This is a genomic window from Streptomyces sp. NPDC002054, assembly GCF_040296685.1.
Taxonomy (GTDB): Bacteria; Actinomycetota; Actinomycetes; order Streptomycetales; family Streptomycetaceae; genus Streptomyces.
The window spans coordinates 1-24,416 of the sequence record NZ_JBEOXT010000014.1; the positions used below are offsets into that span (position 1 = coordinate 1).

At 68.6% G+C, this 24,416-nt stretch carries 11 protein-coding genes; 7 read left to right on the top strand and 4 right to left on the bottom strand.

The window, feature by feature from the left end:
* Positions 1-244: 244 nt before the first annotated feature.
* Positions 245-1,102 carry a biotin--[acetyl-CoA-carboxylase] ligase gene (locus ABT123_RS15200; protein ID WP_351313504.1) on the bottom strand — a complete coding sequence of 286 codons (858 nt, stop codon included), beginning with the start codon at positions 1,100-1,102 and terminating at the stop codon, positions 245-247.
* A 131-nt stretch (positions 1,103-1,233) separates the two neighbouring features.
* Between ABT123_RS15200 and ABT123_RS15205 the strand changes: the two genes are divergently transcribed.
* The 4 genes from ABT123_RS15205 (at position 1,234) to ABT123_RS15220 (ending at position 3,886) form a co-directional block, all read left to right on the top strand.
* A complete protein-coding gene (locus ABT123_RS15205; RefSeq protein ID WP_351313507.1) occupies positions 1,234-2,829 on the top strand; it encodes an acyl-CoA carboxylase subunit beta in 1,596 nt (531 codons plus the stop codon).
* Between the two features lie 8 nt (positions 2,830-2,837).
* Positions 2,838-3,044: an acyl-CoA carboxylase epsilon subunit gene (locus ABT123_RS15210; protein WP_351313510.1), complete on the top strand. Its 207-nt coding sequence runs from the start codon at positions 2,838-2,840 to the stop codon at positions 3,042-3,044.
* 77 nt (positions 3,045-3,121) lie between these two features.
* A complete protein-coding gene (gene mmpB, locus ABT123_RS15215) occupies positions 3,122-3,256 on the top strand; it encodes a morphogenic membrane protein MmpB (RefSeq protein WP_351313513.1) in 135 nt (44 codons plus the stop codon).
* Positions 3,257-3,268: 12 nt separating this feature from the next.
* Entirely contained in the window at positions 3,269-3,886 is a 618-nt protein-coding gene (locus tag ABT123_RS15220) for a nucleoside triphosphate pyrophosphatase (protein WP_351313516.1), read from the top strand.
* On the opposite strand, the gene ABT123_RS15225 is transcribed toward ABT123_RS15220, so the two are convergent.
* A complete protein-coding gene (locus ABT123_RS15225) occupies positions 3,867-4,340 on the bottom strand; it encodes a hypothetical protein (protein ID WP_351313519.1) in 474 nt (157 codons plus the stop codon). The genes ABT123_RS15220 and ABT123_RS15225 overlap by 20 nt on opposite strands.
* 308 nt (positions 4,341-4,648) lie before the next feature.
* On the opposite strand from ABT123_RS15225, the gene ABT123_RS15230 reads away from it, so the two are divergent.
* Entirely contained in the window at positions 4,649-6,403 is a 1,755-nt protein-coding gene (locus ABT123_RS15230) for an acetyl/propionyl/methylcrotonyl-CoA carboxylase subunit alpha (protein ID WP_351313521.1), read from the top strand.
* 86 nt (positions 6,404-6,489) lie between these two features.
* On the opposite strand, the gene ABT123_RS15235 is transcribed toward ABT123_RS15230, so the two are convergent.
* Complete coding sequence (locus ABT123_RS15235; RefSeq protein ID WP_351313523.1) at positions 6,490-11,508, bottom strand: FG-GAP-like repeat-containing protein; 5,019 nt, start codon at positions 11,506-11,508, stop codon at positions 6,490-6,492.
* 491 nt (positions 11,509-11,999) lie between these two features.
* Here ABT123_RS15235 and ABT123_RS15240 point away from each other — a divergent pair, with 491 nt between their 5' ends.
* Together ABT123_RS15240 and ABT123_RS15245 are read left to right on the top strand one after the other, a co-directional pair.
* On the top strand, positions 12,000-18,710 hold the full coding sequence (locus ABT123_RS15240) for an RHS repeat domain-containing protein (RefSeq protein ID WP_351313526.1): 6,711 nt from the start codon (positions 12,000-12,002) through the stop codon (positions 18,708-18,710).
* Positions 18,707-19,054, top strand: a complete 348-nt coding sequence (locus tag ABT123_RS15245; RefSeq protein WP_351313529.1) for a hypothetical protein — start codon at positions 18,707-18,709, stop codon at positions 19,052-19,054. The genes ABT123_RS15240 and ABT123_RS15245 overlap by 4 nt, the downstream gene beginning before the upstream one ends.
* 102 nt (positions 19,055-19,156) lie before the next feature.
* Here ABT123_RS15245 and ABT123_RS15250 read toward each other — a convergent pair whose 3' ends face one another.
* Positions 19,157-24,076: an FG-GAP-like repeat-containing protein gene (locus ABT123_RS15250; protein ID WP_351313532.1), complete on the bottom strand. Its 4,920-nt coding sequence runs from the start codon at positions 24,074-24,076 to the stop codon at positions 19,157-19,159.
* Positions 24,077-24,416: the final 340 nt, after the last annotated feature.

Genomic DNA, 24,416 nt, shown 5'->3' on the forward strand with positions numbered 1-24,416 from the left:
GTGGGGCGGAGCCCCACGGGCGGGGTCCGGGGCCGCAGGCCCCGGTTTCGGGAAGGGGCGGGGTGGGGGAAGGCCCCGCGCAGCGGACCCCCGCCCCCCTTCGGCCCAGCCTGCGCCGCCCCGCGAACGGCCTCGGGCAGCGGCCGGGCCGGACCGGACCGGCCGGCCCCGGGCCAGGCGGGCCCGGGCCCGCAAAGGGCGGCCTAGCCGGGGCCCGGCGCCGGCTGCGGGTGCCCGGCGGGGGCTAGTGGGCGCGGAGGTGGATTACGTCGCCTGCGCCCACTCGCTCCCGTTCCCCCTCCGCCGTCCGGACGACCAGTCGTCCTTCCGCGTCCACCGCCTCCGCCGTCCCCGTCAGCTCCCGCCCCCCCGGCAGCTCGGCCCGCACATGCCGCCCCAACGTCGCGCAGCCCGCCGCATAGGTCTCCTGGAGGCCGCTCGCCGCCGGATCCCCCTCCGCCGCGCGCCAGCGCCCGTACCAGTCCTCCAGCGACCGCAGCACCGCCTTCAGCAGCGGGTCCCGGTCGGTCACCGTCGCCTTCGCCAGGGCCAGCGATCCGGCCCCCGGCACCGGTAGCTCGTCCTCCGTGAGCGTGACGTTCAGCCCGATCCCGATGACGAGTGCGTCGTCGGCCTTCTCCGCGAGGATGCCGCCCGTCTTCCGCTCCTCGCCGTCAACCGTCACCAGCAGGTCGTTGGGCCATTTGAGTGCCGTGTCCACCCCGGCCGCCCGGGACAGCCCGGTCGCGGTGGCCACCCCGGCGAGCAGGGTCAGCCACGCCCACCGCTCCACCGGCACCCCCGCCGGCTTCAGCAGGACGGAGAAGAACAGCCCGGACCGCGCCGGTGCGACCCAGCTGCGGTCCAGGCGGCCACGGCCTGCGCTCTGCTCCTCGGCGACCAGCACCGCCCCCTCGGGCAGCTCCCCGGCCCGCGCGGCAAGGTCGCTGTTGGTGGATCCGGTGGATTCGACGACCTCCAGCGAGGTCCACAGACTGTCCGGGGTGACAAGGGCGCGGCGCAGCGAGGCGGCATTGAGCGGCGGCCGGTCGAGGCTCGACCAGCGGCCGGCCGATCCGGCAGAGGCATCTGATGGCGTCATGCAAGCCACATTAGGTGTGTCAAACGCCGCACTGCCGTGCGCCATGCCCGCCGATACGCTACGCACCAGTAGCCAGCAGTAGTCAATCAATTGACCAGGCAGTGGACACCACTCAGGGAGCCGCGACCCCGATGTCTCAACCCTCAGAGCCGATCGACATCCACACCACCGCGGGCAAGATCGCGGACCTGCAGCGCCGAATCGACGAAGCCACGCACGCCGGCTCGGCGCGCGCCGTGGAGAAGCAGCATGCCAAAGGCAAGCTGACGGCTCGTGAGCGCGTGGCGCTGCTGCTCGACGAGGGCTCCTTCGTCGAGCTCGACGAGCTCGCCCGGCACCGGTCGACCAATTTCGGGCTGGAGCAGACCCGCCCGTACGGCGATGGCGTCGTCACCGGTTACGGCACCGTCGACGGCCGTCCCGTCGCCGTCTTCTCGCAGGACTTCACGGTGTTCGGCGGAGCCCTCGGCGAGGTCTTCGGCCAGAAGATCATGAAGGTGATGGACTTCGCGCTGAAGACCGGCTGCCCCGTGGTCGGCATCAACGACTCCGGTGGCGCGCGCATCCAGGAGGGCGTCATGGCCCTCGGCATGTACGGGGAGATCTTCCGCCGGAACACCCACGCCTCCGGGGTGATCCCGCAGATCAGCCTGGTCGTCGGGCCCTGCGCGGGTGGCGCCGTGTACTCCCCGGCGATCACCGACTTCACCGTGATGGTCGACCAGACCTCGCACATGTTCATCACCGGTCCGGATGTCATCAAGACGGTGACCGGCGAGGACGTCGGCTTTGAAGAGCTGGGCGGGGCCCGGACCCACAACACCACCTCCGGTGTGGCGCACCACATGGCGGGCGACGAGAAGGACGCGATCGAGTACGTCAAGTCGCTGCTCTCCTATCTCCCTTCGAACAACCTGTCGGAGCCGCCGGCCTTCCCGGAGGAGGCGGACACCGAGGTCTCGGACACCGACCGGGAGCTCGACGTCCTGATCCCGGACAGTGCCAACCAGCCGTACGACATGCACACGGTGCTGGAGCACGTCCTCGACGAGGGTGAGTTCCTGGAGACCCAGGCGATGTTCGCGCCGAACATCCTGACCGGCTTCGGGCGGGTCGAGGGGCACCCGGTGGGCATCGTCGCCAACCAGCCGATGCAGTTCGCCGGCTGTCTGGACATCAACGCCTCGGAGAAGGCCGCCCGGTTCGTCCGGACCTGCGACGCCTTCAACGTGCCGGTGCTGACCTTCGTGGACGTGCCGGGCTTCCTGCCGGGCGTGGACCAGGAGTACGGCGGCATCATCCGGCGCGGCGCCAAGCTGATCTACGCCTACGCCGAGGCCACCGTCCCGCTGATCACCGTGATCACCCGCAAGGCCTTCGGCGGCGCGTACGACGTGATGGGCTCCAAGCACCTGGGCGCGGACCTGAACCTGGCGTGGCCGACCGCGCAGATCGCGGTGATGGGCGCGCAGGGCGCGGTGAACATCCTGCACCGGCGGGCCATCGCGGAGGCGCCGGACGACGAGAGCCGCGAGGCGACCCGGGCGCGGCTGATCGCGGAGTACGAGGACACGCTGCTGAACCCGTACACGGCGGCCGAGCGCGGATACATCGACGCGGTGGTGATGCCGTCCGAGACGCGGGCACACATCGTGAAGGGGCTGCGTCAGCTGCGGACCAAGCGCGAGGCCCTGCCCCCGAAGAAGCACGGCAACATCCCCCTCTAGGAGGTCCGATGATCAAGGTCGTCAAGGGGAATCCGACCCCGGAGGAGCTGGCCGCCGCACTGGCGGTGGTCCAAGCGCGCGCGGCGGTGCTGGCTTCGGCGGCGCCGGGCGCGGAGCGGACCCCGGCCCAGTGGGCGGATCCGGCGCAGGTGGCCCGGCGGCGGACGCCGCAGCCGGGGCCGCGGGCGTGGGGCCGTACGTACTGGCCGGCCTGACCCTTAGGGGAACACCGGGGGGCGCCTGAGTACCCGTACTCAGGCGCTCTCCGGGTCCCGGGGAGCAGGATCGGGGCATGCTCTGGTCCGACCCGAAGAACGAGCCGCCGAAGGACATGCGCGAGGCGCAGGCGATGATCCGCCGGATGACGGTGATCCTCGCGGTGGCCATGCTGGTGCTCGTCTACGTCCTGGGCGTGGGCGGCTTCTAGCACGCCCCTACGATGGCGGGCATGACTGCTGCCGCACCGCGCTCCCTGGTCCTCGCCTCCGCCTCCCCCGCCCGGCTCAACCTGCTGCGCCAGGCCGGGCTCGCCCCCCACGTCATCGTCAGCGGGTTCGACGAGGACTCGGTGGACGCGGACACCCCGGCCGAGCTGGCGCTCGCCCTGGCGGAGGCCAAGGCGGGCGTGGTGGCCGGTCTGGAGCCGGCCGCCGGGGCCCTGGTGATCGGCTGTGACTCCGTACTGGAACTGGACGGCGAGGCGCTGGGCAAGCCGGCGGACGCCGAGGAGGCCACGGCCCGCTGGAAGTCGATGCGCGGGCGGGCCGGGGTGCTCCGCACCGGGCACTGTGTGATCGACACGGCGACCGGGCGTCAGGTGTCGGCGACGGCCTCCACGACGGTCCGGTTCGGCGAGCCGACGGACGCGGAGGTGGCGGCGTACGTGGCGAGCGGGGAGCCGCTGCACGTTGCCGGGGCCTTCACCCTGGACGGACTCTCGGGGCCGTTCATCGAGGGCATCGACGGCGACCACGGCAATGTGATCGGGCTGTCGCTGCCGCTGCTGCGCTCGCTGCTGGGCGAACTGGGCGTGTCCATCACGGACTTGTGGGCGTGATCCCCACCGGTGCGTCGGGCGCGGCCGGGGTGTCCGGCGCGTCCGGCTTGCCTGGCTTGTCCGGCGCGTCCGGGTAGAGCATCAGGGTCAGGACGACCAGGCAGAGGATCAGCATCATCACGGCGAAGGCGGGCCAGCCGACCAGGCCGACCACCAGCGCGCCGAGGACACCGTGGGTGACGGCGGCGCCGATCAGGACCGCCCGGGCGAACCTGCCGGGCGCCCGGTCCCGGACGGCGGCCACGGCCAGCAGGACGGCGCAGAGCAGCAGAAAGCCGCCCATGCCCGCCCCCATGGCGTAGGTTGCCTTGGACATGACATCCGGGTCCATGCCGGCGATCGACATGGACTGGCTCTCCGTCGTCTTGCCCAGCACGACGTGGACGAGGACGAGAACCGCCGCTTCCGCGACGAGCACGAGGGTGGCCACTCCGGCCACCAGTCTGCGCAGCATGCCCCGGAGGCTACTAACCGGTAAACCACGGGACAAGGGGTTGCGCACGGGCAAAGAATGATCGGGGCGTTCGTAGGGACCCCACAAAGAATCGTCGGGGGCCGCTGCGCGTGCGCACAGAGACCTTGACCACATGACAGGGTTACTGTGCCGTTGGGGATGCCTCCGACCTGGGGCGCCACAAGGGTTCTTTGAACTCGAACCGGCCTCGAATAACACTCTGTGTGGGCAAGCTCACCTCTGGAGACGGGTCGAAAGCCGGTGTCGGCTGTCCCTAAACTCAGCTTGTTTCAAAGGAGGGAGCCATCGTGCGCAAGGTGCTTATCGCCAACCGTGGCGAAATCGCTGTCCGCGTTGCCCGGGCCTGCCGGGACGCCGGGATCGCGAGCGTAGCCGTATACGCCGATCCGGACCGGGACGCTCTGCACGTCCGCGCGGCCGACGAAGCCTTCGCGTTGGGCGGTGACACCCCGGCCGCCAGCTATCTGGACATCGCGAAGGTCCTGCAGGCCGCCGCCGACTCGGGCGCGGACGCCATCCACCCCGGATACGGCTTCCTCTCGGAGAATGCCGAGTTCGCGCAGGCCGTCATCGACGCGGGGCTGACCTGGATCGGACCGCCGCCGCAGGCGATCCGCGACCTGGGTGACAAGGTCGCCGCCCGGCACATCGCCCAGCGGGCCGGCGCCCCGCTGGTCGCGGGTACCCCGGACCCGGTCTCGGGTGCCGAGGAGGTCGTCGCCTTCGCCCAGGAGCACGGCCTGCCCATCGCCATCAAGGCCGCCTTCGGCGGCGGCGGACGCGGCCTGAAGGTCGCCCGGACCCTCGAAGAGGTTCCGGAGCTGTACGACTCCGCGGTCCGCGAGGCGGTCGCCGCCTTCGGTCGCGGCGAGTGCTTCGTCGAGCGCTACCTCGACAAGCCGCGCCACGTGGAGACCCAGTGCCTGGCCGACTCGCACGGCAACGTGGTGGTCGTCTCCACCCGTGACTGCTCGCTGCAGCGCCGCCACCAGAAGCTGGTGGAGGAAGCCCCCGCGCCGTTCCTGTCGGAGGACCAGAACGCGCAGCTGTACGCCGCGTCCAAGGCCATCCTCAAGGAGGCCGGCTACGTCGGCGCGGGCACCGTCGAGTTCCTGGTGGGCCTGGACGGAACCATCTCCTTCCTGGAGGTCAACACCCGTCTCCAGGTCGAGCACCCGGTCACCGAAGAGGTCACCGGCATCGACCTCGTCCGGGAGATGTTCCGCATCGCCGACGGCGAGGAGCTCGGCTACGGCGACCCCGTGCTGCGCGGCCACTCGTTCGAGTTCCGCATCAACGGCGAGGACCCGGGCCGCAACTTCCTGCCGGCCCCGGGCACGGTCACCACGTTCAACGCGCCGACCGGTCCGGGCGTCCGCCTGGACGCGGGCGTCGAGTCGGGCTCGGTCATCGGTCCGGCCTGGGACTCGCTCCTGGCCAAGCTGATCGTCACGGGTGCCACCCGTGAGCAGGCCCTGCAGCGTGCTGCCCGCGCGCTGGCCGAGTTCCAGGTGGAGGGCATGGCCACGGCCATCCCGTTCCACCGCGCGGTCGTTGTGGACCCGGCGTTCACCTCGGACCCCTTCCGGGTCCACACCCGGTGGATCGAGACCGAGTTCGTCAACGAGATCCCGCCCTTCGCCGCCCCGGCGGCGGAGGACCTGGAGGAGGAGCCGGGCCGCGAGACCGTCGTGGTCGAGGTCGGCGGCAAGCGCCTCGAGGTCTCCCTGCCGTCCTCGCTGGGCATGACCCTGGCCCGTACCGCGGCTGCGGGCGGCGCCAAGCCGAAGCGCCGGGCTGCCAAGAAGTCCGGCCCGGCCGCGTCCGGTGACACCCTCGCGTCCCCGATGCAGGGCACCATCGTCAAGGTCGCGGTGGAGGAGGGCCAGCAGGTCGCCGAGGGCGAACTGGTGGTCGTACTCGAGGCCATGAAGATGGAGCAGCCGCTGAACGCGCACCGCTCCGGCACCATCGTGGGCCTCAACGCCGAGGTCGGCGCCTCGATCACCTCGGGCGCCGCGATCTGCGAGATCAAGGACTGACGTCAGGGCTGACGTCCTGCACGCGGTATGACGAAGCCCCCGCCCGGTTCGCCCGGGCGGGGGCTTCGTGCTGTGGTGCTACGGGACTACCAGGTGCCCGGTGCCGCCTGCCAGCTCTTCAGGGGGTTCTCGAACCCTCCGTCGGTGCGGGCCTTGAAGGTGAACGCCGCGGTGGCTCCGGTGGCGTAGTTGTACATGATCGCGATGTCCTTGCGACCGTCCTTGTTGCTGTCGCCGGACACCGGCATGCCGTACGACCCGGCGAACCAGTTCCCCGCAGGAACCTCCCAGCTCTTGAAGTCCTCGTTGACCCCGCCGTCGGGGCGGCCGGTCAGCGTGAACAGCGCCGCCTTGCCCTCGGTGTAGTCGTAGAGGATGGCGAGGTCGGCGCGGCCGTCGGCGTTGTAGTCGCCCGCGGTGATCCTGCTCTTGTTGAACTCCCAGTTGCCCGGGGAGCGGGTCCAGGAGGCCACCGGGTCGGCGAAGCCGCCGTCGGTCTTGCCGAGCAGGGTGTAGGCGGTCACGGTGCCGTTGCCGTTGCCGTAGAGGGCGAGGATGTCGTCCCGGCCGTCGCCGTTGAAGTCACCGGCGACCTGCTTGGACTCGTTCCAGTACCAGCCGCCCTGGGCGGAGCGCCAGCTCCCGAAGGAGGGGTTGAACGAGCCGTCCGGCTTGGAGATGAAGGTGTGGGCGCCGGTCGAGCCGCCGTGGTCGTAGAAGAACGCCACGTCGTCGCGCTTGTCGCCGTTGAAGTCACCGGCGACCAGCTTGGCCTTGCTCGGCTCCCAGCTGCCGGCCGGGGAGGCTGCGCTCTTGCCCAGCTGGACGAAGGTCCCGTCGGCCTGGCCCAGGAAGGTGAACATGGCGTTCTGGCCCCAGCTGTAGTCGTACAGCGCAGCCAGGTCGTCGCGGCCGTCGTTGTTGAAGTCGCCGGCGACCCACTGCGACCGGCGGTACTCCCAGTTGCCACGGCCGGTTTCGTAGGCGAGCAGCGGCGCGGCGAAACCGCCGTCCGCCTTGCCGGCCAGCGTGTAGAGCGCCGTGTTGTCGTAGCCGTAGTCGTAGACGGTGGCCATGTCGGACCGGCCGTCGCCGTTGAAGTCACCCGCCAGGTCGGTGCGCAGGTGGGCGGTGCGGTCGTCCGGCTTGTGCTCGACGCTCACACCGGTGGTGTGGTTGTGCCGGATGTAGCCGCCCTCGAAGTCCTCGCGGGGGCCGCCGTAGACCTCGTACTCGTCCGACTTCGGGTAGCCGAGGAAGCTCTTCTCGGCGCCGAGCGAAACCCACTTGTTGCGGATCTCGCCGCGGACCGTCCAGGCCTTCTGGGTGGCCGTGGTCCAGTAGATGGAGGCCGTGTCGGAGGACTCGTTCCGGTGGCGGAAGTGGTTGTAGCGGCTCTTGCCGTCGGGGTGGGTGACCTCGTCGGTGGTCGGGTAGCCGAGCGGGCCGCTGGGGCCGCCGGTCGCCAGGTACTTCTTGTAGATCGCGCCGTGGAGCTCCCAGGAATGGGTCTCGGGCGCCCAGTAGATCGCGCCGTCGCCGCCGGATCCCCTGAACGTGGACACGACGCCGACGCCGTCGGAGTTGCGGATCTCGTCCGAGGTCGGGTAGCCGAGGATGCCCTTCTCCGCCCCGAGGCTGAACCACCGCTCCCGGTTGCCGTTGATGACGATCCAGGCGCCGGTGGTGCGGTGCCAGTAGATGGAGGCGTTGTCGTAGTGCGAGCCGTTCATGCGGAAGTGCATGAACCGGCCGTCATCGGCGCCCACACCGACGGGGCCCGTCGGCTTTCCGAAGCCGGCGAGGCCGCCTGCCGCCTTGAACTTGGCCAGCAGCGGACCGCACAGGGAGTGGGTGACCTTGTCGTCGGCGGACGACGGGACGGTCTCGCACTCGTTCCAGGGCGTACCGCCGAGGACGAGCGGCTTGCCGGGGCCGAAGGCGGAGCCGCCGCTCAGCGCGCGACCGGGGAACTCGGTGATCGCACCGTCGCCGTTGCGCGACCAGAGGTCGACGAAGCCGTCGTTCTCGAAGTCGCCGTTGCTGGACAGGTGCGGGTAGGCGGTGCCGGTGAAGCCGGTGCCGATGGAGGTGGTCCGGACCGCCGGGTCCGCGTACACGGTCAGGTCGAGGGCCACGGCCGCCGTCGTGTCCGTGGTCTTGCGGCTGGTGTACTGGTGGATCTTTCCGGTGTTCTTGTTACGGGCCCAGATCTCCGGCAGACCGTCCTTGTTGAGATCGCCGGGGGCGATCAGGGTCATGTCCTGCCAGTCGGAGTTGCCGAGCGGGATCGGCCGGAAGTTGCGCAGACCGAGCGTGCCCGACGGGGTGCCGGCGTAGAGCCAGAGGTTGGAGCCCTCCTTGACCAGCAGGTCGGGGTTGTCCGCGCCGTCGATCTTGCCGTCGCCGGCTTCCAGGATGGGATCGATGTCGTCGTTGACGCTGCCGATCGCCACTACCTGATCGGCCTGGCCCCAGCGGTCGTCCGAGGAGTACTGGGTCGACATCTGGATCGCGGTGGCGTCGCTGTGTTCGAGGTCGCCGTCACCGTTGCCCCGGTAGAGGTACAGGTTCTTGCGGGTGTTGTCGGCCGCCGGCCGCAGGGCGACCAGGTCCTCGTAGTAGTCCGCGTCCCAGCTGCCCCGGTGGGTCAGCGAGGCCACGTCGGCGAAGGAGCCCCGGTTGAGCTTCTTGGACGGCTCGAACGAGCCGTCGCCGTTGCCCGGGTGCATCCACAGCTGGCCGGAGCCGGGGTCGACGCTCCAGATGTCGGTGGTGCCGTTGCCGTCGAGGTCGCCGTGCTTGTCCCGGTTGGCCTGACGCTTGGCGTAGTAGGAGTACGAGGTGACGTCGGACCGGTTGCCCGCGGCATCGACGCTCCAGACGAAGAGGCTGTGCGGGCCGGCCGCGGTCGGGGTGTACTTGAACTGCCCCGGCCCACCCTTGGAGTCCGCGTTGACCGTGCGGACGGTCGGGTCGGCCGCCGTGTACCACTGGTACTGGGTGATGTCGCCGACCCCGTTGGGGGTCAGGTTGAACGTACCCTCGGTGCGCGCGTAGGCGTTGTTCGTCTGGTCGTCCTTGGGGAACTGCGGCGAGCTCACACCCGGTGCAGAACCGGGACGGTCCCGGTCGATGCTGAACGCGCACCGACCGGCCCAGGGGCCCTCGCCGGTACCGTCGAGACCGCGTACGTCCCACTGGTAGGTGGCGGTGGCTCCGGGGAGCTCCGCCTTCGGGATCCTGAGAAGGGCGACGTTACCGTTGGTGATCTCGACCTTGGGCCGCTTGATCGTGCCCCAGTAGTCGTCGGCGTTCCAGTAGTTGAACTCGGCCCAGACCTTGTTGTCCTCGGCGTCGCTGACGCGGGCGCGCAGCACCACCTCGTCGGTGGTGCCGATCTCGCCGCCCTCACAGGGGAGGGACGGGTTCATCGAGCGATCGTCCGGTCCGATGGCGTTGGGCAGCGTGTTGTACTGCGTGGAGATGCGGGCGCTGTCCGGGTTCAGCTTGCGCCAGGAGACGTCGACCGTGTCGTTGGCGGACTTCAGACCGAAGGTCCAGGCCGGCCAGCTCCAGCGGGCGGCATCAGCGACCGCGGAGGTCACGTTCAGCTCGATGGTGTCGCCGTCGCCGGGGCAGTTGCGACCGCCGTAGGACTGGCCGGAGGCATCCACCATCCGCTTCCAGGCGGGCTGGCGGTTCCAGGTGGTGGAGCCGCTGATGGGATCGGTGTCCCAGACCTGGATGTCACCGGACTTGCAGCTCCAGGAGCCGGCCGACTTCTGCTGGATGCGCAGGGTGGCGTCCACGATCTGCTTGCCGCCCAGGCCGCCCATGCCGACCTGGAAGAAGGTCTTGGCACAGACGACGGCGTTGCCGCGCTGGGCGTCCTTGGAGCAGCCGACGCGGGCGTCGTTGCTGAGGGTGCCGCCGTTCCAGTAGTTGGTGTTCGCCGAATCGGGGATGGCGTTGTGCTTGTAGGCCACCGCCCAGGCCGACTTCCAGTCGTCCCGCCACACCGGGTCGATGACGACCGGGAAGGTGGTGTCGGCGGCGGTGAGCAGGTTGCGGTCCGTGGTGAGGGTGAGCTTGTCGCCCTTCAGCGCCACGCCGAGGTTGGCCTGCTTGCTGCCGAGGGAGATGCCGTCGACGGCGGGCACCCGGTCGGCGGAAGGCGCCGGGGTGGCGTCGGCGGCGGGGGCTGCGGCCTTCGCACCGGGCGCGGCCTTCGCACCGGCCGCGGCCTTCGCTTCGGCCACGGCCTTCGCGTCGGCCGCGGGCGGCTGCGCGGCGGGCTTGTCCGCGCCGGAGTCCCACATCTGGGGCTTGGCGGAGCTGAACAGGGCCTGGCCCGCGGGGTCGACGGCCAGCAGCTCGCCGTTGGCCTCCTTGCGGACCGTCAGGCCGTTGCCCTTGAGGCCGAAGTCCACGGAGGCCAGCTCCGGGTTGGCCGCGGCCTCGCGGTTCTTGACCACCAGCTGGTGCGAGAAGCCGGTCACATCCGCGCTGACCCGCAGGTCCACGCCCTTCATGACCTCGGCGTACGTGGCGCTGTTGCCCTCGACGGTCGGGGCGGGCAGCGGCTTCGGCCAGGTCAGGGTGATGTCCCGACCGTCCTTGCGCATGGTGGCCAGCGGGGCCTTGCCGCCGCCGGAGAAGCTGAGCCCGGCGACGGTCGCCTTGGGGGCGATCCGGCCGTCCTTCTGCTTCACCAGTCCGGTGTCCACCGGGACGTAGGCACCGCCGCGACGGACCCGGGTGGGCACCAGCGACTGCTCCGAGGTGAACGACCCGTCCGGGTTCGCCCAGACCTCTTCGGTCTCCGAACGCAGCGAAGGAACCTCGACGCGCTTGCCGGTGCGCTTGGCCTCGCCACCGGCCTTGGCCGAGGCCTTCGCCTCGGCGGACATGTTCTCCTGGTCGTCCTTCGCCGCCTTGGCGGCCTTGGCGGCCTGCGCGGCGGACGCAAACGCGGGTGCCCCCGCGGCAACCGCGGGCAACGCGCCGATCAGGGCGGCGACAACTGCGGTCGCCAGGGTGAGTGCGGGTGCCCTCCGGGAGGGCGGTACCGCGACGCGTGGCCGCGTCGGGAAGGGTCTCACTGACTGAGTCCTCGGGGTCGGTTCCCGGCAACCCCCTCTCAGGAGCGGCCGAAAACAATCGGTTGAACCGCTAACCGGAGGCCGAAATTCAGCCATCCGCCAACAGGTCCCATGTGTTCGATTGATTTGTAGCACCCACGGCCCCGGAAATTCGAGGCGATCCCCCACGAGACCACCCGCGGCCACAGCCCTTTATCAGACGTTCACCGGAATTAAAAATTCCGAATACAAGATTCCACTTGAGCGCTCGCACCAGCGACGATGCACCACGGGCAGACCCTGGCGACCCCGCCAAAAAATCGACGCCCCTAATCCCCCGCTGTTAAATTCAGCGCGCTTCATCAACAGCGCGAAATCACTGTGATCCGCGCGATCCAACGGGGAGTGTTCGAATTTTGAGACGATCCCAGGCGCACGCCATGCGTGCGTCTTCGAGGCGTGTCTGGCGGTGGCCGATACCACTGCTGGCCACCACATTGCTTGCCAGTGGCATGACGGTGGTGGAGGCGTCCGCTGCCTCTGGTGCCAAGCTGCCGGGCCTGCAGAAGCTGACGAAGGTCAAGGGCGAGAACGTCAAGGGCAAGCCGGCGTCCGGCCCCGCCGAGTCGGACCTGAAGGCGTGGAAGGGTGCTCCGAAGGTCGCCTGGCCGACGGCCGGTTCGGCTGAAATTGCACTGCCCGACGCGCCGGCTGCGCCTGCGAGTGCGCTGAAGTCGGCCACGAGTGGGGCTTTTGGTCTCCCGGCGAAGGACACCGGTGTGGCCGGGAAGCCGGTCAAGGCGGGCAAGCTGCCCGTCTCGGTCGTCGCCGTCACCCCGACTGCGGCGTCCGCCGACCATCCCGCGAAGCGGTCCATGGCGGCGGCCGGGGCTCCGGCTGCGGCTGCGTCCGGCGTGAAGCTGAAGGTCGACCTGCTCGACCAGGCCACCGCCAAGCGCGCCGGCCGGACGGGCAGTCTGCTGCTGAACGTCAACCGCACCGATGCGGGCAAGTCCGCCGCCCCGGTTTCGGTGGAGCTGGACTACAACACATTCAAGAACGCGTACGGCGGCAGCTGGGGCTCCCGGCTGCAGTTCACCGCCATCCCGACCTGTGCGCTGACCACCCCGAACCGTCCCGAATGCCAGGGCAGCTTCCCGGTCACCACGAAGAACGACCCCAAGACCGGCAAGCTGGTCGCCACCTTCGAGGCCCCGGCCAAGGCGGCTCCCGCCGCCGGCAAGTCCGGCGCCTCCGCGTTCATGGCCGCCCCGGCCGCGGCTGCTGCCGCAGGCGGCATGACGCTGGCCGCCTCCCCTGGCGCGTCGGGTGCCAACGGCACCTACAAGGCCACCAGCCTCAGCGCTTCGGGTTCCTGGCAGGCCGGCGGTTCGGCGGGTGACTTCTCCTGGTCCTACCCGCTGGACATCCCCGCCTCCCTGGGCGGCCCGAGCCCGTCGCTGTCGCTGGGTTACTCCAGCGCGAACATCGACGGCCGCACCAACGCCTCCGCCCAGCAAACCTCTTGGGTCGGTGACGGCTGGGATCTCGCCTCGAACTACATCGAGCGCGGCTACGTCCCCTGCAGCCAGGACAAGCGCAAGGACTCCGGGTACAACAACCCGAAGGACGACACCGGCGACCTCTGCCACGGCGCCCCGATGGTCACCATGTCCCTCAACGGCGGCTCGACCCCGCTGGTCCTGGACGACACCACCAAGAAGTGGCGTCCGGCCAAGGACGACGGCTCACGGATCGAGCTGCTGTCCGGAGCGGACAACGGTGACAAGGAAGGCGAGCACTGGCGGTTCACCAACCCCCAGGGCATCCAGTTCTACTTCGGCCTGAACAAGCTCGACGGCTGGGCGGCGGGCAAGCCCGTCACCAACTCGACGTGGAACGTTCCGGTTTACGCGAACCACCCGGGTGAGCCCTGCTACAACGCCACCTTCGCAGACGCCGTCTGCAACCAGGCCTACCGCTGGAACCTGGACTACGTCGTGGACCCGCGCGGGAACGCGATGACGTACTGGTACCAGAAGGAGCAGAACTACTACGGCTCCAACTACAAGATCGCCGGCGGCTCCACCGCCCGCGCGTACGACCGCTCCGGCTGGCTGGACCGCATCTCCTACGGCCTGCGCAGCGACAACCTGTTCGCCAACGCCCCGGCCGAGGCCCGTTTCAAGGTCGAAGAGCGCTGCCTGAAAACCACGACCTTCGACTGCGACCCGGCAAAGCTCAAGCCGGAAGTCGACTGGAACATCGCCAAGGAATGGCCGGACACCCCCGGCGACCAGCTCTGCGCATCCGGCGAAGAGTGCAAGGGCCGCTTCACCCCGACCTTCTTCACGCGTAAGCGGCTGACCGAGGTCAGCACTTTCGTCTGGAACGGCACCGCCCACAAGCCGGTCGACACCTGGAACCTGATCCAGGACTTCCCGATGACCGGTGACGGCACGGACTACCCGCTGTGGCTGTCGGAGATCCGCCACACCGGCAAGAACGGCACCGCGATCGAACTGCCCCCGGTGAAGTTCCGCGGCAAGCAGCTCGACAACCGCGTGGACGGCCAAGGCGACGGCAAGCCGCCCTACCGCCGCTACCGCATCGAGGCGATCGACACCGAGACCGGCTCCACCATCCGAGCCAACTACGCGCCCACCCAGTGCAAGGCGGCTGACCCCAAGGTCATGCCGGCCTCGCCGGAGAACAACAACCTCCGCTGCTACCCGGTGATCTCCGAGCTCCCGGACCCCACCGACCCGGAGCGTCAGCGGAAGATCTACTCCACCGACTGGTTCCACAAGCACGTCGTGGAATCCGTCCAGGAGGAAGACCGCAACGGCAACTCGCCGACGCGGCGGACCGAGTACCAGTTCATCGGCGACCCCGCGTGGGCGTTCGACGACGAGACCGAGATGATGCGTCCCAAGACGCGCACCTGGTCTCAGTGGCGTGGCTACTCCCGCGTCAAGACGTTCATCGGTGTCGCACCCGACAAGCGCTCCATGACGGAGACCGTGTTCTTCCGCGGCCTGGACGGCGACCGTGCCGGCCCCGACGGCGGCAAGAAGTCGGTCAAGGTCAAGGACTCCGAGAACAACGAGATCGACGACCACCGCCTCTACGCCGGCCAGACCCGCGAGGTCCTGGCCTACAACGGCGAAGGCGGCGCCCTCGAAGCAGCCACCACCTACACCCCCTGGCTCCACGGCCCCACCGCAACCCGCCTCCGCAAGGGCGAAACCGCGGCCGAGGACATCGAGCCCCAGCAGTCCTTCGTCCAGCAGACCACGGGCGTTCAGTCCCGCATCCTGCTCTCCGACGGCCGCGGCTGGCGCCGCACCGCCATGGAAACCAAGTTCGACGACCGCGGCTTCGCCCAGTGGGTGTCGAACAAGGGCGATATCGCGGACCCGACCGACGACAGCTGCACCCGCTACGAGTACGACGCGGACGAAACCCGCTGGATCATCGCCCGCCAGAAGCGGGTCGAGACCGTCGCCAAGGCGTGTGACGTCACGGCCCAGCGGCCCGCAGACGTTACCTCCGACGTCAAGATGTCGTATGACGCGGCGGGCAACATGAAGTCCACCGAGTCCCTCACCAGTTACAGCGGCAGCACTCCGCAGTACCAGGTGGACGGCAGCGCGACCTTCGACGCCTACGGCCGCCCGAAGACCAGCACCGACGTGTTCGGCAAGGTCACCAAGCAGGACTACACCCCGGCGTCCGGTCAGATCGTCACCAAGGTGGTGACCACCAACCATGCCGGTCACAAGCAGACCACGGAGACCGACCAGGGCCGTGGTTCGGTCCTGGCCAAGCAGGACACCAACGGCCGCCGCCAGGTCATGGAGTACGACTCCCTCGGCCGACTCGCCAAGGTGTGGGGGCCCTCCCGGAACCCTGCCACCAAGTCTCCCAGCGGCATGTTCTCGTACGACGTCCGTACCGATGGTCCGGTCGTCATCACCAACAAGGCGTTGCTGGACGACGGTACCTACCGCACCAGCTACGACATCTACGACAGCAGCCTGCGCATCCGCCAGACCCAGATGGAAGCCCTCGCGGGCGGTCGGATCATCTCCGACACCTTCTACAACAGCCTCGGCCAGGTCTGGAAGTCCAACGGCGCCTACTACACCGCAGGCGAAGCCTCCGGCGTCCAGTTCGCCCCCCGCGACAACGAGGTCCCCTCCTCCACGGTGACCGAGTACGACGGCTCCGGCCGCTCGACTGCGCAAATCTCGCGGAAGCGCGGCGAGGAAACCTCCCGCACCACCACCGCCTACGGCGGCGACAACATCACCGTCGACCCGCCCACCGGAGAGACGCCCACCCGGGCCTTCCTCGACGGAGCCGGCCGCAAGACGGAGCTGCGGTACTTCCGTTCGGACTCCCCGACCGGTGCCTACGACAAGACGACCTACGCCTACAACAACCGTGGTGCGCTGGAATCGGTCGTCAACCAGGCCGGCGACAAGTGGGGCTTCGAGTACGACATCCGGGGCCGCCAGACCAAGCAGACGGACCCCGACAAGGGCACGACGTCCATGGCGTACGGCCAGGGCGACCGCGTCACTTCGGTAACCGAGGGCCGCGGCAGGACCGTCGTTCCGGAATACGACGCGCTCGGTCGCGTCATCGCGACCCGCGAAGGCTCCCTCACGGGTCCGAAGCTAACCTCCACCACCTACGACACCCTGCCGGGCGCCATCGGCCTGCCGGTCGCATCGACCCGCTACGTGAACGGGCAGGCGTACACCCAGGAGGTCACCGGCTACGACATCGCGTACCGCCCCACCGGGTCGAAGACCACGATTCCCTCCTCTGAGGGTGCTCTCGGTGGTACCTACGAGTTCACCACCAGCTACCGCGAGAACACCGGCCTGGTCGACTCGATGGAACAGCCGGCCGTGGCCGGACTCCCCATCGAGCTCACCACCGTCAAGTACAACCACTTCGAACTGCCCACGGTCATGGGTATCGAGGGCAAGACGTTCGTTGACAAGGTCGACTACTCGCCCATGGGCGACGTCCTGCGCACCTACGCCGGCCCCGCCGGAGCCCAGGTCTACACCTCGAACTTCTACGACGAGCAGAACCGGCGCCTGACCCGCACCGTCAACAGCCAGGAACGCTCACCGGCAGCGATCAACGACACGTCGTACGACTACGACGCGATCGGCAACATCCTCAAGATCTCGGACAAGGAGGGCACCTCCCCCACCGCCGACACCCAGTGCTTCGCCTACGACTACATGCGTCGCATGGACGAAGCCTGGACCACCACCGACGACTGCGCCGCCAAGCCGAACGCAGCCGGACCCGGCTCCAAGCCCCAGGTCGGCGGGCCCAACCCCTACTGGACCTCCTACAGCTTCGACGCGGCCGGCAACCGCACCAAGGAAATCCAGCACTCCCCCACCGGTGACCTCACCAAAGACGTCACCCGCACCTACACCTACGGCACCCCCGGCCAGACCGCAGCCAACAGGCTGCAGAAGGTCGACACCACCGGACCCAGCGGATCCCGCACCGACTCCTTCACCTACGACACCGCGGGCAACACCAAGACCCGCACCATCCAAGGCGAAACCCAGACGCTCGACTGGACGATCGGCGGCCAGCTGGAGAAGGCCACCAAGGGCACCGACTCGGCCGAGTTCGTGTACGACGTGGGCGGTAGCCGTCTGATCAAGCGGGACAAGACCGGCACCACGCTCTACCTGGCCGGCACCGAGGTCAAGCTGACCACGGCGGGCAAGCTGGAGGGCACCCGCTACTACGCCCACCCGGCCGGACCCACCATGGTCAAAACGGCCAAGGACGGCGTGACCACCACGTCCTACCTGATGGCCGACCAGAACGGCACGGCGACCACCGCGGTCGACACCAAGACCGGAGCGGTCAACCGCCGGAAGTTCACCCCCTACGGCGACGCTCGTGGTGCACAGCCGTCCGTGTGGCCGGGCAAGAAGGGCTTCGTCGGCGGCGAGATCGACGAGACCACCGGTACCGTCCACCTCGGCGCACGCGAATACGACCCCGCAACGGGCCGGTTCCTCTCCGTCGACCCCATCGTCGACTACAACGAACCCAAACAGCAGAACCCGTACGCCTACGCCAACAACTCACCCATCACCTTCAGCGACCCGTCCGGTCTCTCGATCGCGCCTCCCACGATGCCGGTCAAGGACTTCACGGACGCCGAAGTGGCCTGGGCCAACATGATCCAGGGCAAGAGCGCCCTGGACGTGGCGCTGGAAATCGCGATGGGCATCCTCAAGGACGCCTCCGGCTACAACGACATCCGCGACTGCCTCAACGGATCATGGGGCGCCTGCGCAGGACTCGCCCTCGACGCAGCCCTGCCCTTCGCCGGCCGCGCCAAGCGCATCATCAAGGCACTCGACCGAGCCTGGGAAGCCTTCAACAGCTGGGCCGGAAAACTCGCCAAGGCCCGCGACATTCTCCAACGAGTCGAGCGCTACCAGCAGGCCATGGCCAAGTACGCCGAAGACCTGGCCGAATGGAAACGCCAGATAGAAGAAGCCGCCGAACGAGCAAGAAAACTCGAGGAAGAAGCCGCAGCAGCAAGAAGAGCCGCACAAGAAGCAGCAGCCGCAGCCGCCAAAAAGGCCGACGAAGCAAAAGCCACCGCAGCCAAGCAGGCCAAGACGTCGACCACCAAGACGAAGAACACCGACGGTGGCGGCAAGGCGTCCAAGTCCGCGGAGACAAAGAAGGCCGACGCCCCCAATAAATCGATCACCAAGAACACCGGCACCGGTACCGAGAGTCGCCTCGTCGGAAATCGAAGCACCCCTGGCACGGCAACAGTCCGATGGGATGAGGACATTCAACACGCCACCATCCGTGTGGAGACCCACGGCAAGTCCCTGGAGACCGAACAGGTCCCCGACTTCGATGGACCCGGCGAAGTTCCCCCGGGTACACCTACCGAGTCCGACCGCGCCATCCCTCTGGGAAAGAACGTCATCGAGATCACCATCGACCTGCCCGATGCCGGTGCCGCCAAGCGGTATCAGCGGACGGACATCGGCAGGGACCGGGGTGGCTACGATAAGTACCACAACAGCTGCATGACGTACGCTGTCGACGTTCTCAGAGCTGGAGGTGCCGATATTCCAGCCGGCGCCCCAGGAATGGTAGTGCTCATGAAAATGCTGAAGGCAAAGAAGGAATCGGGATGAGCGGGCAAGAGGAGCACCATGATGCCGTTCTCGCCGAAATCCTCCTGAGTAATCGGGTCGGCACTTCCCACATCCGTTATGTCGGGGACATCATCTCCATTCGCGCACAACTGAGTATGGGGTTGAACGGACCGGCAGCTCTCGATCTCGACGCATACATCGAGACGACGGAAAGGGTCCTTGAACTTGAGGGCGCTTACCGCCGCGCATGGAAGGCCGTGACCGGCGAAGCCGAATCCAAGAAGGCCAGGCTGAAACTTCCGGAGCTTGAAAGCGCGCTGAAGAACGCCGCTGAAGGACTTCGCGAAATCGGCGTCCGTCACGGCGTCGTGTTCGACTCCTGACCCGACCCGCACATGCATGAAGAAGCCCCCGCCCGGATTTCCGGGCGGGGGCTTCCTCGTCTTATGCGTCAGCTTATGCGGTCAGCGGTCGGATTCTGGTGGTCACCAGGTGCCGGGGGCCGCGTACCAGCTCTTCAGGGGGTTCTCGAAACCACCGTCGGTGCGGGCCTTGAAGGTGAATGCAGCGGACGCGCCGACGGCGTAGTTGTACATGAACGCAATGTCGTCGCGGCCGTCGCCGTCGCTGTCGCCGGACACCGCGTTGCCCGTGGAGGACGAGAACCAGTTGCCGTCCTCGACGAACCAGCTGCGGAAGTCCTCGTTGGTGACCCCGCCGTCCGGCTTGCCCAGCATGGTGAACAGGCCGGCGCTGCCGTTGTCGTAGTCGTACTGGACGCCCAGGTCGGCACGGCCGTCGCCGTTGTAGTCGCCCGAGGTGAACCGGCTCTTGGCGAAGTTCCAGTTGGCCGGTGCCCGGGTCCAGGACGCGACGGGGTTCGCGAACCCGCCGCCGACCTTTCCGAGCAGCGTGTACGCGGTCACCGCGGTGGGGCTGGAGTAGACGGAGAGGATGTCGTCCCGGCCGTCGCCGTTGAAGTCGCCGGAGACCTGCTTGGACAGGCTCCAGTTCCAGGCGTTGTTGGCCGACCGCCAGCTGGCGAAGGACGCCTTGAAGGTGCCGTCGGGGTTCGACAGGAAGGTGTGGGCCCCGGTGGCGCCGCTGCCCTGGTCGTAGAACATGGCCACGTCGTCGCGGCCGTCGCCGTCGTAGTCGCCGGCGGTGATCCGGCCCTTCTTCGCCTCCCAGTTGCCCGCAGCGACGTAGGCACTGCGCGGCAGCTCGGTGAACGTTCCGTCGGCATTGCCCAGGAAGGTGAACATGCCGTTGGAGCCGTTGTCGTAGCCGTACAGCGCGGCCAGGTCGTCGCGGCCGTCACCGTTGAAGTCGCCCGTCACCCACTGGGAGTGGGCGTACGAGAAGTGGCCGTTGCCGCTGTTGAAGCCGAGGACGGGTTCGGTGAAGCCGCCGTCCGGCCGCGCCAGCAGCGAGTAGAGCGCGGTGGTCTGGTTGCCGTGGTCGTAGACCGTGGCCATGTCGTCCCGGCCGTCGCCATTGAAGTCACCGGCCAGGTCCGTACGCAGGTGGGCGGTGCGGTCGGCCGGCTTGTGGTCCAGGGTGATGCCGTTGGTGCGGTTGTGGCGGATGTAGCCGTTCTCGAAGTCCTCGCGGGGGCCGCCGTAGACCTCGTACTCGCCCGAGAGCGGGTAGCCCAGGTGGCTGGCCGTGGCCCCGAGGGCGATCCACTTGGTGCGGATGCTGCCGTGGACCGGCCAAGGGCCGTTGGCGTAGGTCCAGTAGATGGAGCCGGTGTCGGCGGTCTGGCCGCGCTTGCGGAAGTGGTTGTAGCGGCCCTTGCCGTCGGTGTGGTTGGTCTCGTCGGTGGTCGGGTAGCCGAGGTAGCCGCTCGGGCCGCCGGTCTCCAGGTACTTCTTGTAGATGCCGCCGTGGATCGACCAGGAACCGAACTCGGGCGAGTAGTAGATCGCGCCGTTGCCGCCGGACCCGGTGAACGTGGTGTACGCGCCGACCTGGTCGAACGTCGTGCTCTCGTCAGAGGTCGGGTAGCCGAGGAAGCCCTTCTCCGCGCCGAGGCTGAACCACTTCGCGCGGATGCCGTTCTCGACGGACCAGGCGCCGGTGCTCGGGTGCCAGTAGATGGAGATGTTGTCACTGGTGCGGCCGGGACCGCGCAGGTGGATGTACTTGCCGCCGTCGGCCGTGTTGGCGACGTTGCCCGAGGGCTTGGCCCAGGCGGTGCCGCCCTTGGCCTTGAACTTGGCCAGGATCGGGCCGCAGAGCTGGTGCGAACCGGAGACCGCCGAGAGCACGCTCTCGCAGGTGGTCCACGGGGTGCCGCTGAGGGCGATCTGGCGGGGTGCGCCGAAGCCATCGCCGTTGACCGGCTGGTGGCCCGGGAATTCGTAGATCACGCCGTTGTTGTCGCGCGACAACAGGTCCGGGAAGCCGTCCTTCTCGAAGTCACCGACGCTGGTCAGGTGCGGCCAGGCAGTGCCGGTGAAGTCGGAGCCGATGGAGCCGGCGCGGACGGCGGCATCCCCGTACACGGCCAGGTCGATTGCGACCTTCGCCTCGGGGTCGGTGGTCTTGCGGCTGGTGTACTGGTGGATCTTGCCGGTGGTCTTGTTACGGGCCCACAGCTCCGGCAGCGAGTCGCCGTTGAGGTCGCCGGGCGCGATCAGGTTCATGTCCTGCCAGTCGGCGTTGCCGAGCAGGATCGGGTCGTAGCCGCGCGGGTCGATCTTCCCGGCTCCCGAGCCGAAGTAGAGCCAGAGATCGGCTCCGGTCTTCACCAGCAGGTCGGCCTGGTCGCTCTCGCCGATCTGGCCGTCACCGTCGTCGTCGTTGACGCTGCCGATGGCCAGGGCCTGCTCGGCCTGGCCCCAGTGGTCGTTGCGGTCGAAGGCGTCCAGCTCTATCGCGCTGGCATAGGGGTCCTCGAGTTCGCCGTTGCCCGCTCCGCGGTAGACGTACAGCTCCTGGCGGCTGCCGTCGGCCGAGGGGCGCAGGGCGATGAGGTCCTCGTAGTAGTCACCCTCGTTCCAACTGCCCCACTGGGTCAGCGAGCGGGCGTTGGCGAACTCACCGTGCTTGGTCTGCCAGGGCGTGCCGAAGGCGCCGGCACCCTTGCCGGGGACCGTCCACAGCCTGCCGTCGCCCGGGTCCACGCTCCAGATGTCGGTGTGGCCGTCGCCGTTGGTGTCACCATGCTTGTCCCGCTCCGGCGGGCGCTTGGCGTGGAAGTGGTACACCGTGGTGTCGGATTTGTTGCCCGCGGCGTCGAGGCTCCACACGTAGAGGGAGTTCGGACCGGCCGCGACAGGGGTGTACTTGATCTGCGCCGGACCACCCGTGGAGGTCGCGTTGACCGTCCGGACCGTGGGGTCGCCTTCCGTGTGCCACTGGTACCGGGTGACATCGGTGACCCCGTTGGCCGTCACGTCGAAGGTGCCTTCGGTGCGCGCAAGGGTGGGGTTCTCCGGATTGTCCGCGGGGAACTGCGTCGAGCTCACCGTCGGCTTCGAGCTCGGGGCGTTGGGGTCCATGCTGAACTGGCACTGACCGGCCCAGGGGCCCGCGTCGGACCCGTCGGTGGCCCGTACGTCCCACCTGTAGGGGGTGTCGGCGAGGTCGTCGGCGAGGATCCGAAGGGACGCGGGGTTGCCCGATTTGACCTCGACGAGCTTCTTCTTGAGGGTGCCGTAGTCGCTGGCCTTCCAGTAGTGGAACTCGGCCCAGACCTTGGTGTCCTCGGTGTCCCTCACGCTGGCCCGCAGGACGACCTCGTCCGTCTTGCCGAACACGCCTCCCTCACAGGGGACGTACGGGTCGATCGAGCGCTCGGTCGGAACGGTCGGCGCGGTGTTGTACAGCGTGGAAATGCGGGCGCTGTCCGGGTTCAGCTTGCGCCAGGAGACGTCGACCGTGTCCTTGGCGGACTTGAGGCCCAGCGTCCAGGACCCCCACTTGTACCGGGCGGCGTCGGCGACCGCGGAGGTCACGCTCAGCTCGACGGTGTCGCCGTCGCCGGGGCAGTTACGGCCGCCGTAGGACTGGCCGGAGACGTCGACGAGGCGCGACCAGTCCGGCTGGTTGTTCCAGGTCGTGGACTTCGAGATGGTGCCGGTGTCCCAGACCTGGATGTCACCGGACTTGCAGCTCCAGGAGCCGGCCGACTTCTGCTGGATGCGCAGGGTGGCATCCTTGATGATCTTGCCGTGGAGGGCGCCCATGCCGACCTGGAAGAAGGTCTTGGCGCAGACGACGGCGTTGTTCTTCGCGGCGTCCTTGGCGCAGCCAACGCGGGCGTCGTTGCTGAGGGTGCCGCCGTTCCAGTAGTTGGTGTCGGCGGTGCCCGCGATGCCGTTGTGCTTGTAGGCCACCGTCCAGGCGGACTTCCAGTCGTCCCGCCACTTCGGGTCGATGACGACCGGGTAAGTGGTGTCGGCGGCCGTCAGCAGCGTCCGGTCCGTGGTGAGGGTGAGCTTGTCGCCCTTCAGCGCCACGCCGAGGTCGGCCTGCTTGCTGCCGAGGGAGATGCCGTCGACGGCGGGCACCCGGTCGGCGGAAGGCGCCGGGGTCGCGTCGGTGGCGGGGGCTGCGGCCTTGGCACTGGGCGCGGCCTTCGCACCGGACGTGGCGGGCTGTGCGGCGGGCTTGTCCGCGCCGGAGTCCCACATCTGGGGCTTGGCGGAGCTGAACAGGGCCTGGCCCGCGGGGTCGACGGCCAGCAGCTCGCCGTTGGCCTCCTTGCGGACGGTGACTCCATTGCCCTTGAGGCCGAAGGTGAGGGAGGCGAGCTCCGGGTTGGCTGCGGCCTCGCGGTTCTTGACCACCAGCTGGTGCGTGAACCCGGTGGCGTCCGCGGCGACCCGCAGGTCCACGCCCTTGATGACCTCGGCGTACGTGGCGCTGTTGCCGTCGACCGTCGGGGCGGGCAGCGGCTTCGGCCAGGTCAGGGTGATGTCCCGGCCGTCCTTGCGCATGGTCACCAGCGGGGCCTTGCCGCCGCCGGAGAAGCTGAGCGCGGTGCGGGTCGCCTTGGCGGCGATCCGGCCGTCCTTCTGCTTGGCGAGGCGGGTGTCCACGGGGACGAGCTTGCCGCCGCGGTGGACGCGGATCGGCACCAGCGCCTGCTCGGCGGAGAAGGTCCCGTCCGGGTTGGCCCAGACCTCCTCGTTCTCGGTGCGCTGGGAGATGATCTCGACGCGCTTGCCGGTGCGCTTGGCCTCGGCACTCGCCTTGACGGTGCGTTCCGTCTCGGTCGCGGCGGGCGGCTTGGGCTTGGCCTTGGCCGCGGCGGAGGCCACGGCCGGTGCGGCTGCGGCGGCCGTGGGTATCGCGCCGATCAGGGTGGCGACGAGCGCGGTCGCCAGGGTAAGTACGGGCGCCCTGCGGGAGGGCGGTCCCGCGAGGCGGTCCCGTGTCGGGAAGGGTCTCACTGACTGAGTCCTCGGGTCGGTTTCCGGCAACCCCTTCTCAGGTGCGACCGAAAACAATCGGTTGAACCTCTAAGCGGAGGCCGAAATTCAGCCATCAGCCGACAGGTCCCATGTGTTCGATTGATTTGTAGCACCCACCGCCTCGGAAATTCGAGGCGATGCCCCATGAACCCACCCGCGGCCACAGCCCTTTATCAGGCGTTCACCGGAATCAAAAATTCCGAATAAGAAGTTCCACTTACCTGCTCGCACCAGCGACGATGTGGCGCGAGCCGACCCTGGCGGCCCCACCAAATAATCGACGCCCCCGATCCCGCGCTGTTAAATTCAGCGCGTTTCA

Coding starts and splice junctions, on each gene's coding strand:
- ABT123_RS15200 (WP_351313504.1), bottom strand. CDS start 1,102: ATGACGCCATCAGATGCCTCTGCCGGATCGGCCGGCCGCTGGTCGAGC.
- ABT123_RS15205 (WP_351313507.1), top strand. CDS start 1,234: ATGTCTCAACCCTCAGAGCCGATCGACATCCACACCACCGCGGGCAAG.
- ABT123_RS15210 (WP_351313510.1), top strand. CDS start 2,838: ATGATCAAGGTCGTCAAGGGGAATCCGACCCCGGAGGAGCTGGCCGCC.
- mmpB (WP_351313513.1), top strand. CDS start 3,122: ATGCTCTGGTCCGACCCGAAGAACGAGCCGCCGAAGGACATGCGCGAG.
- ABT123_RS15220 (WP_351313516.1), top strand. CDS start 3,269: ATGGCGGGCATGACTGCTGCCGCACCGCGCTCCCTGGTCCTCGCCTCC.
- ABT123_RS15225 (WP_351313519.1), bottom strand. CDS start 4,340: ATGCTGCGCAGACTGGTGGCCGGAGTGGCCACCCTCGTGCTCGTCGCG.
- ABT123_RS15240 (WP_351313526.1), top strand. CDS start 12,000: ATGACGGTGGTGGAGGCGTCCGCTGCCTCTGGTGCCAAGCTGCCGGGC.
- ABT123_RS15245 (WP_351313529.1), top strand. CDS start 18,707: ATGAGCGGGCAAGAGGAGCACCATGATGCCGTTCTCGCCGAAATCCTC.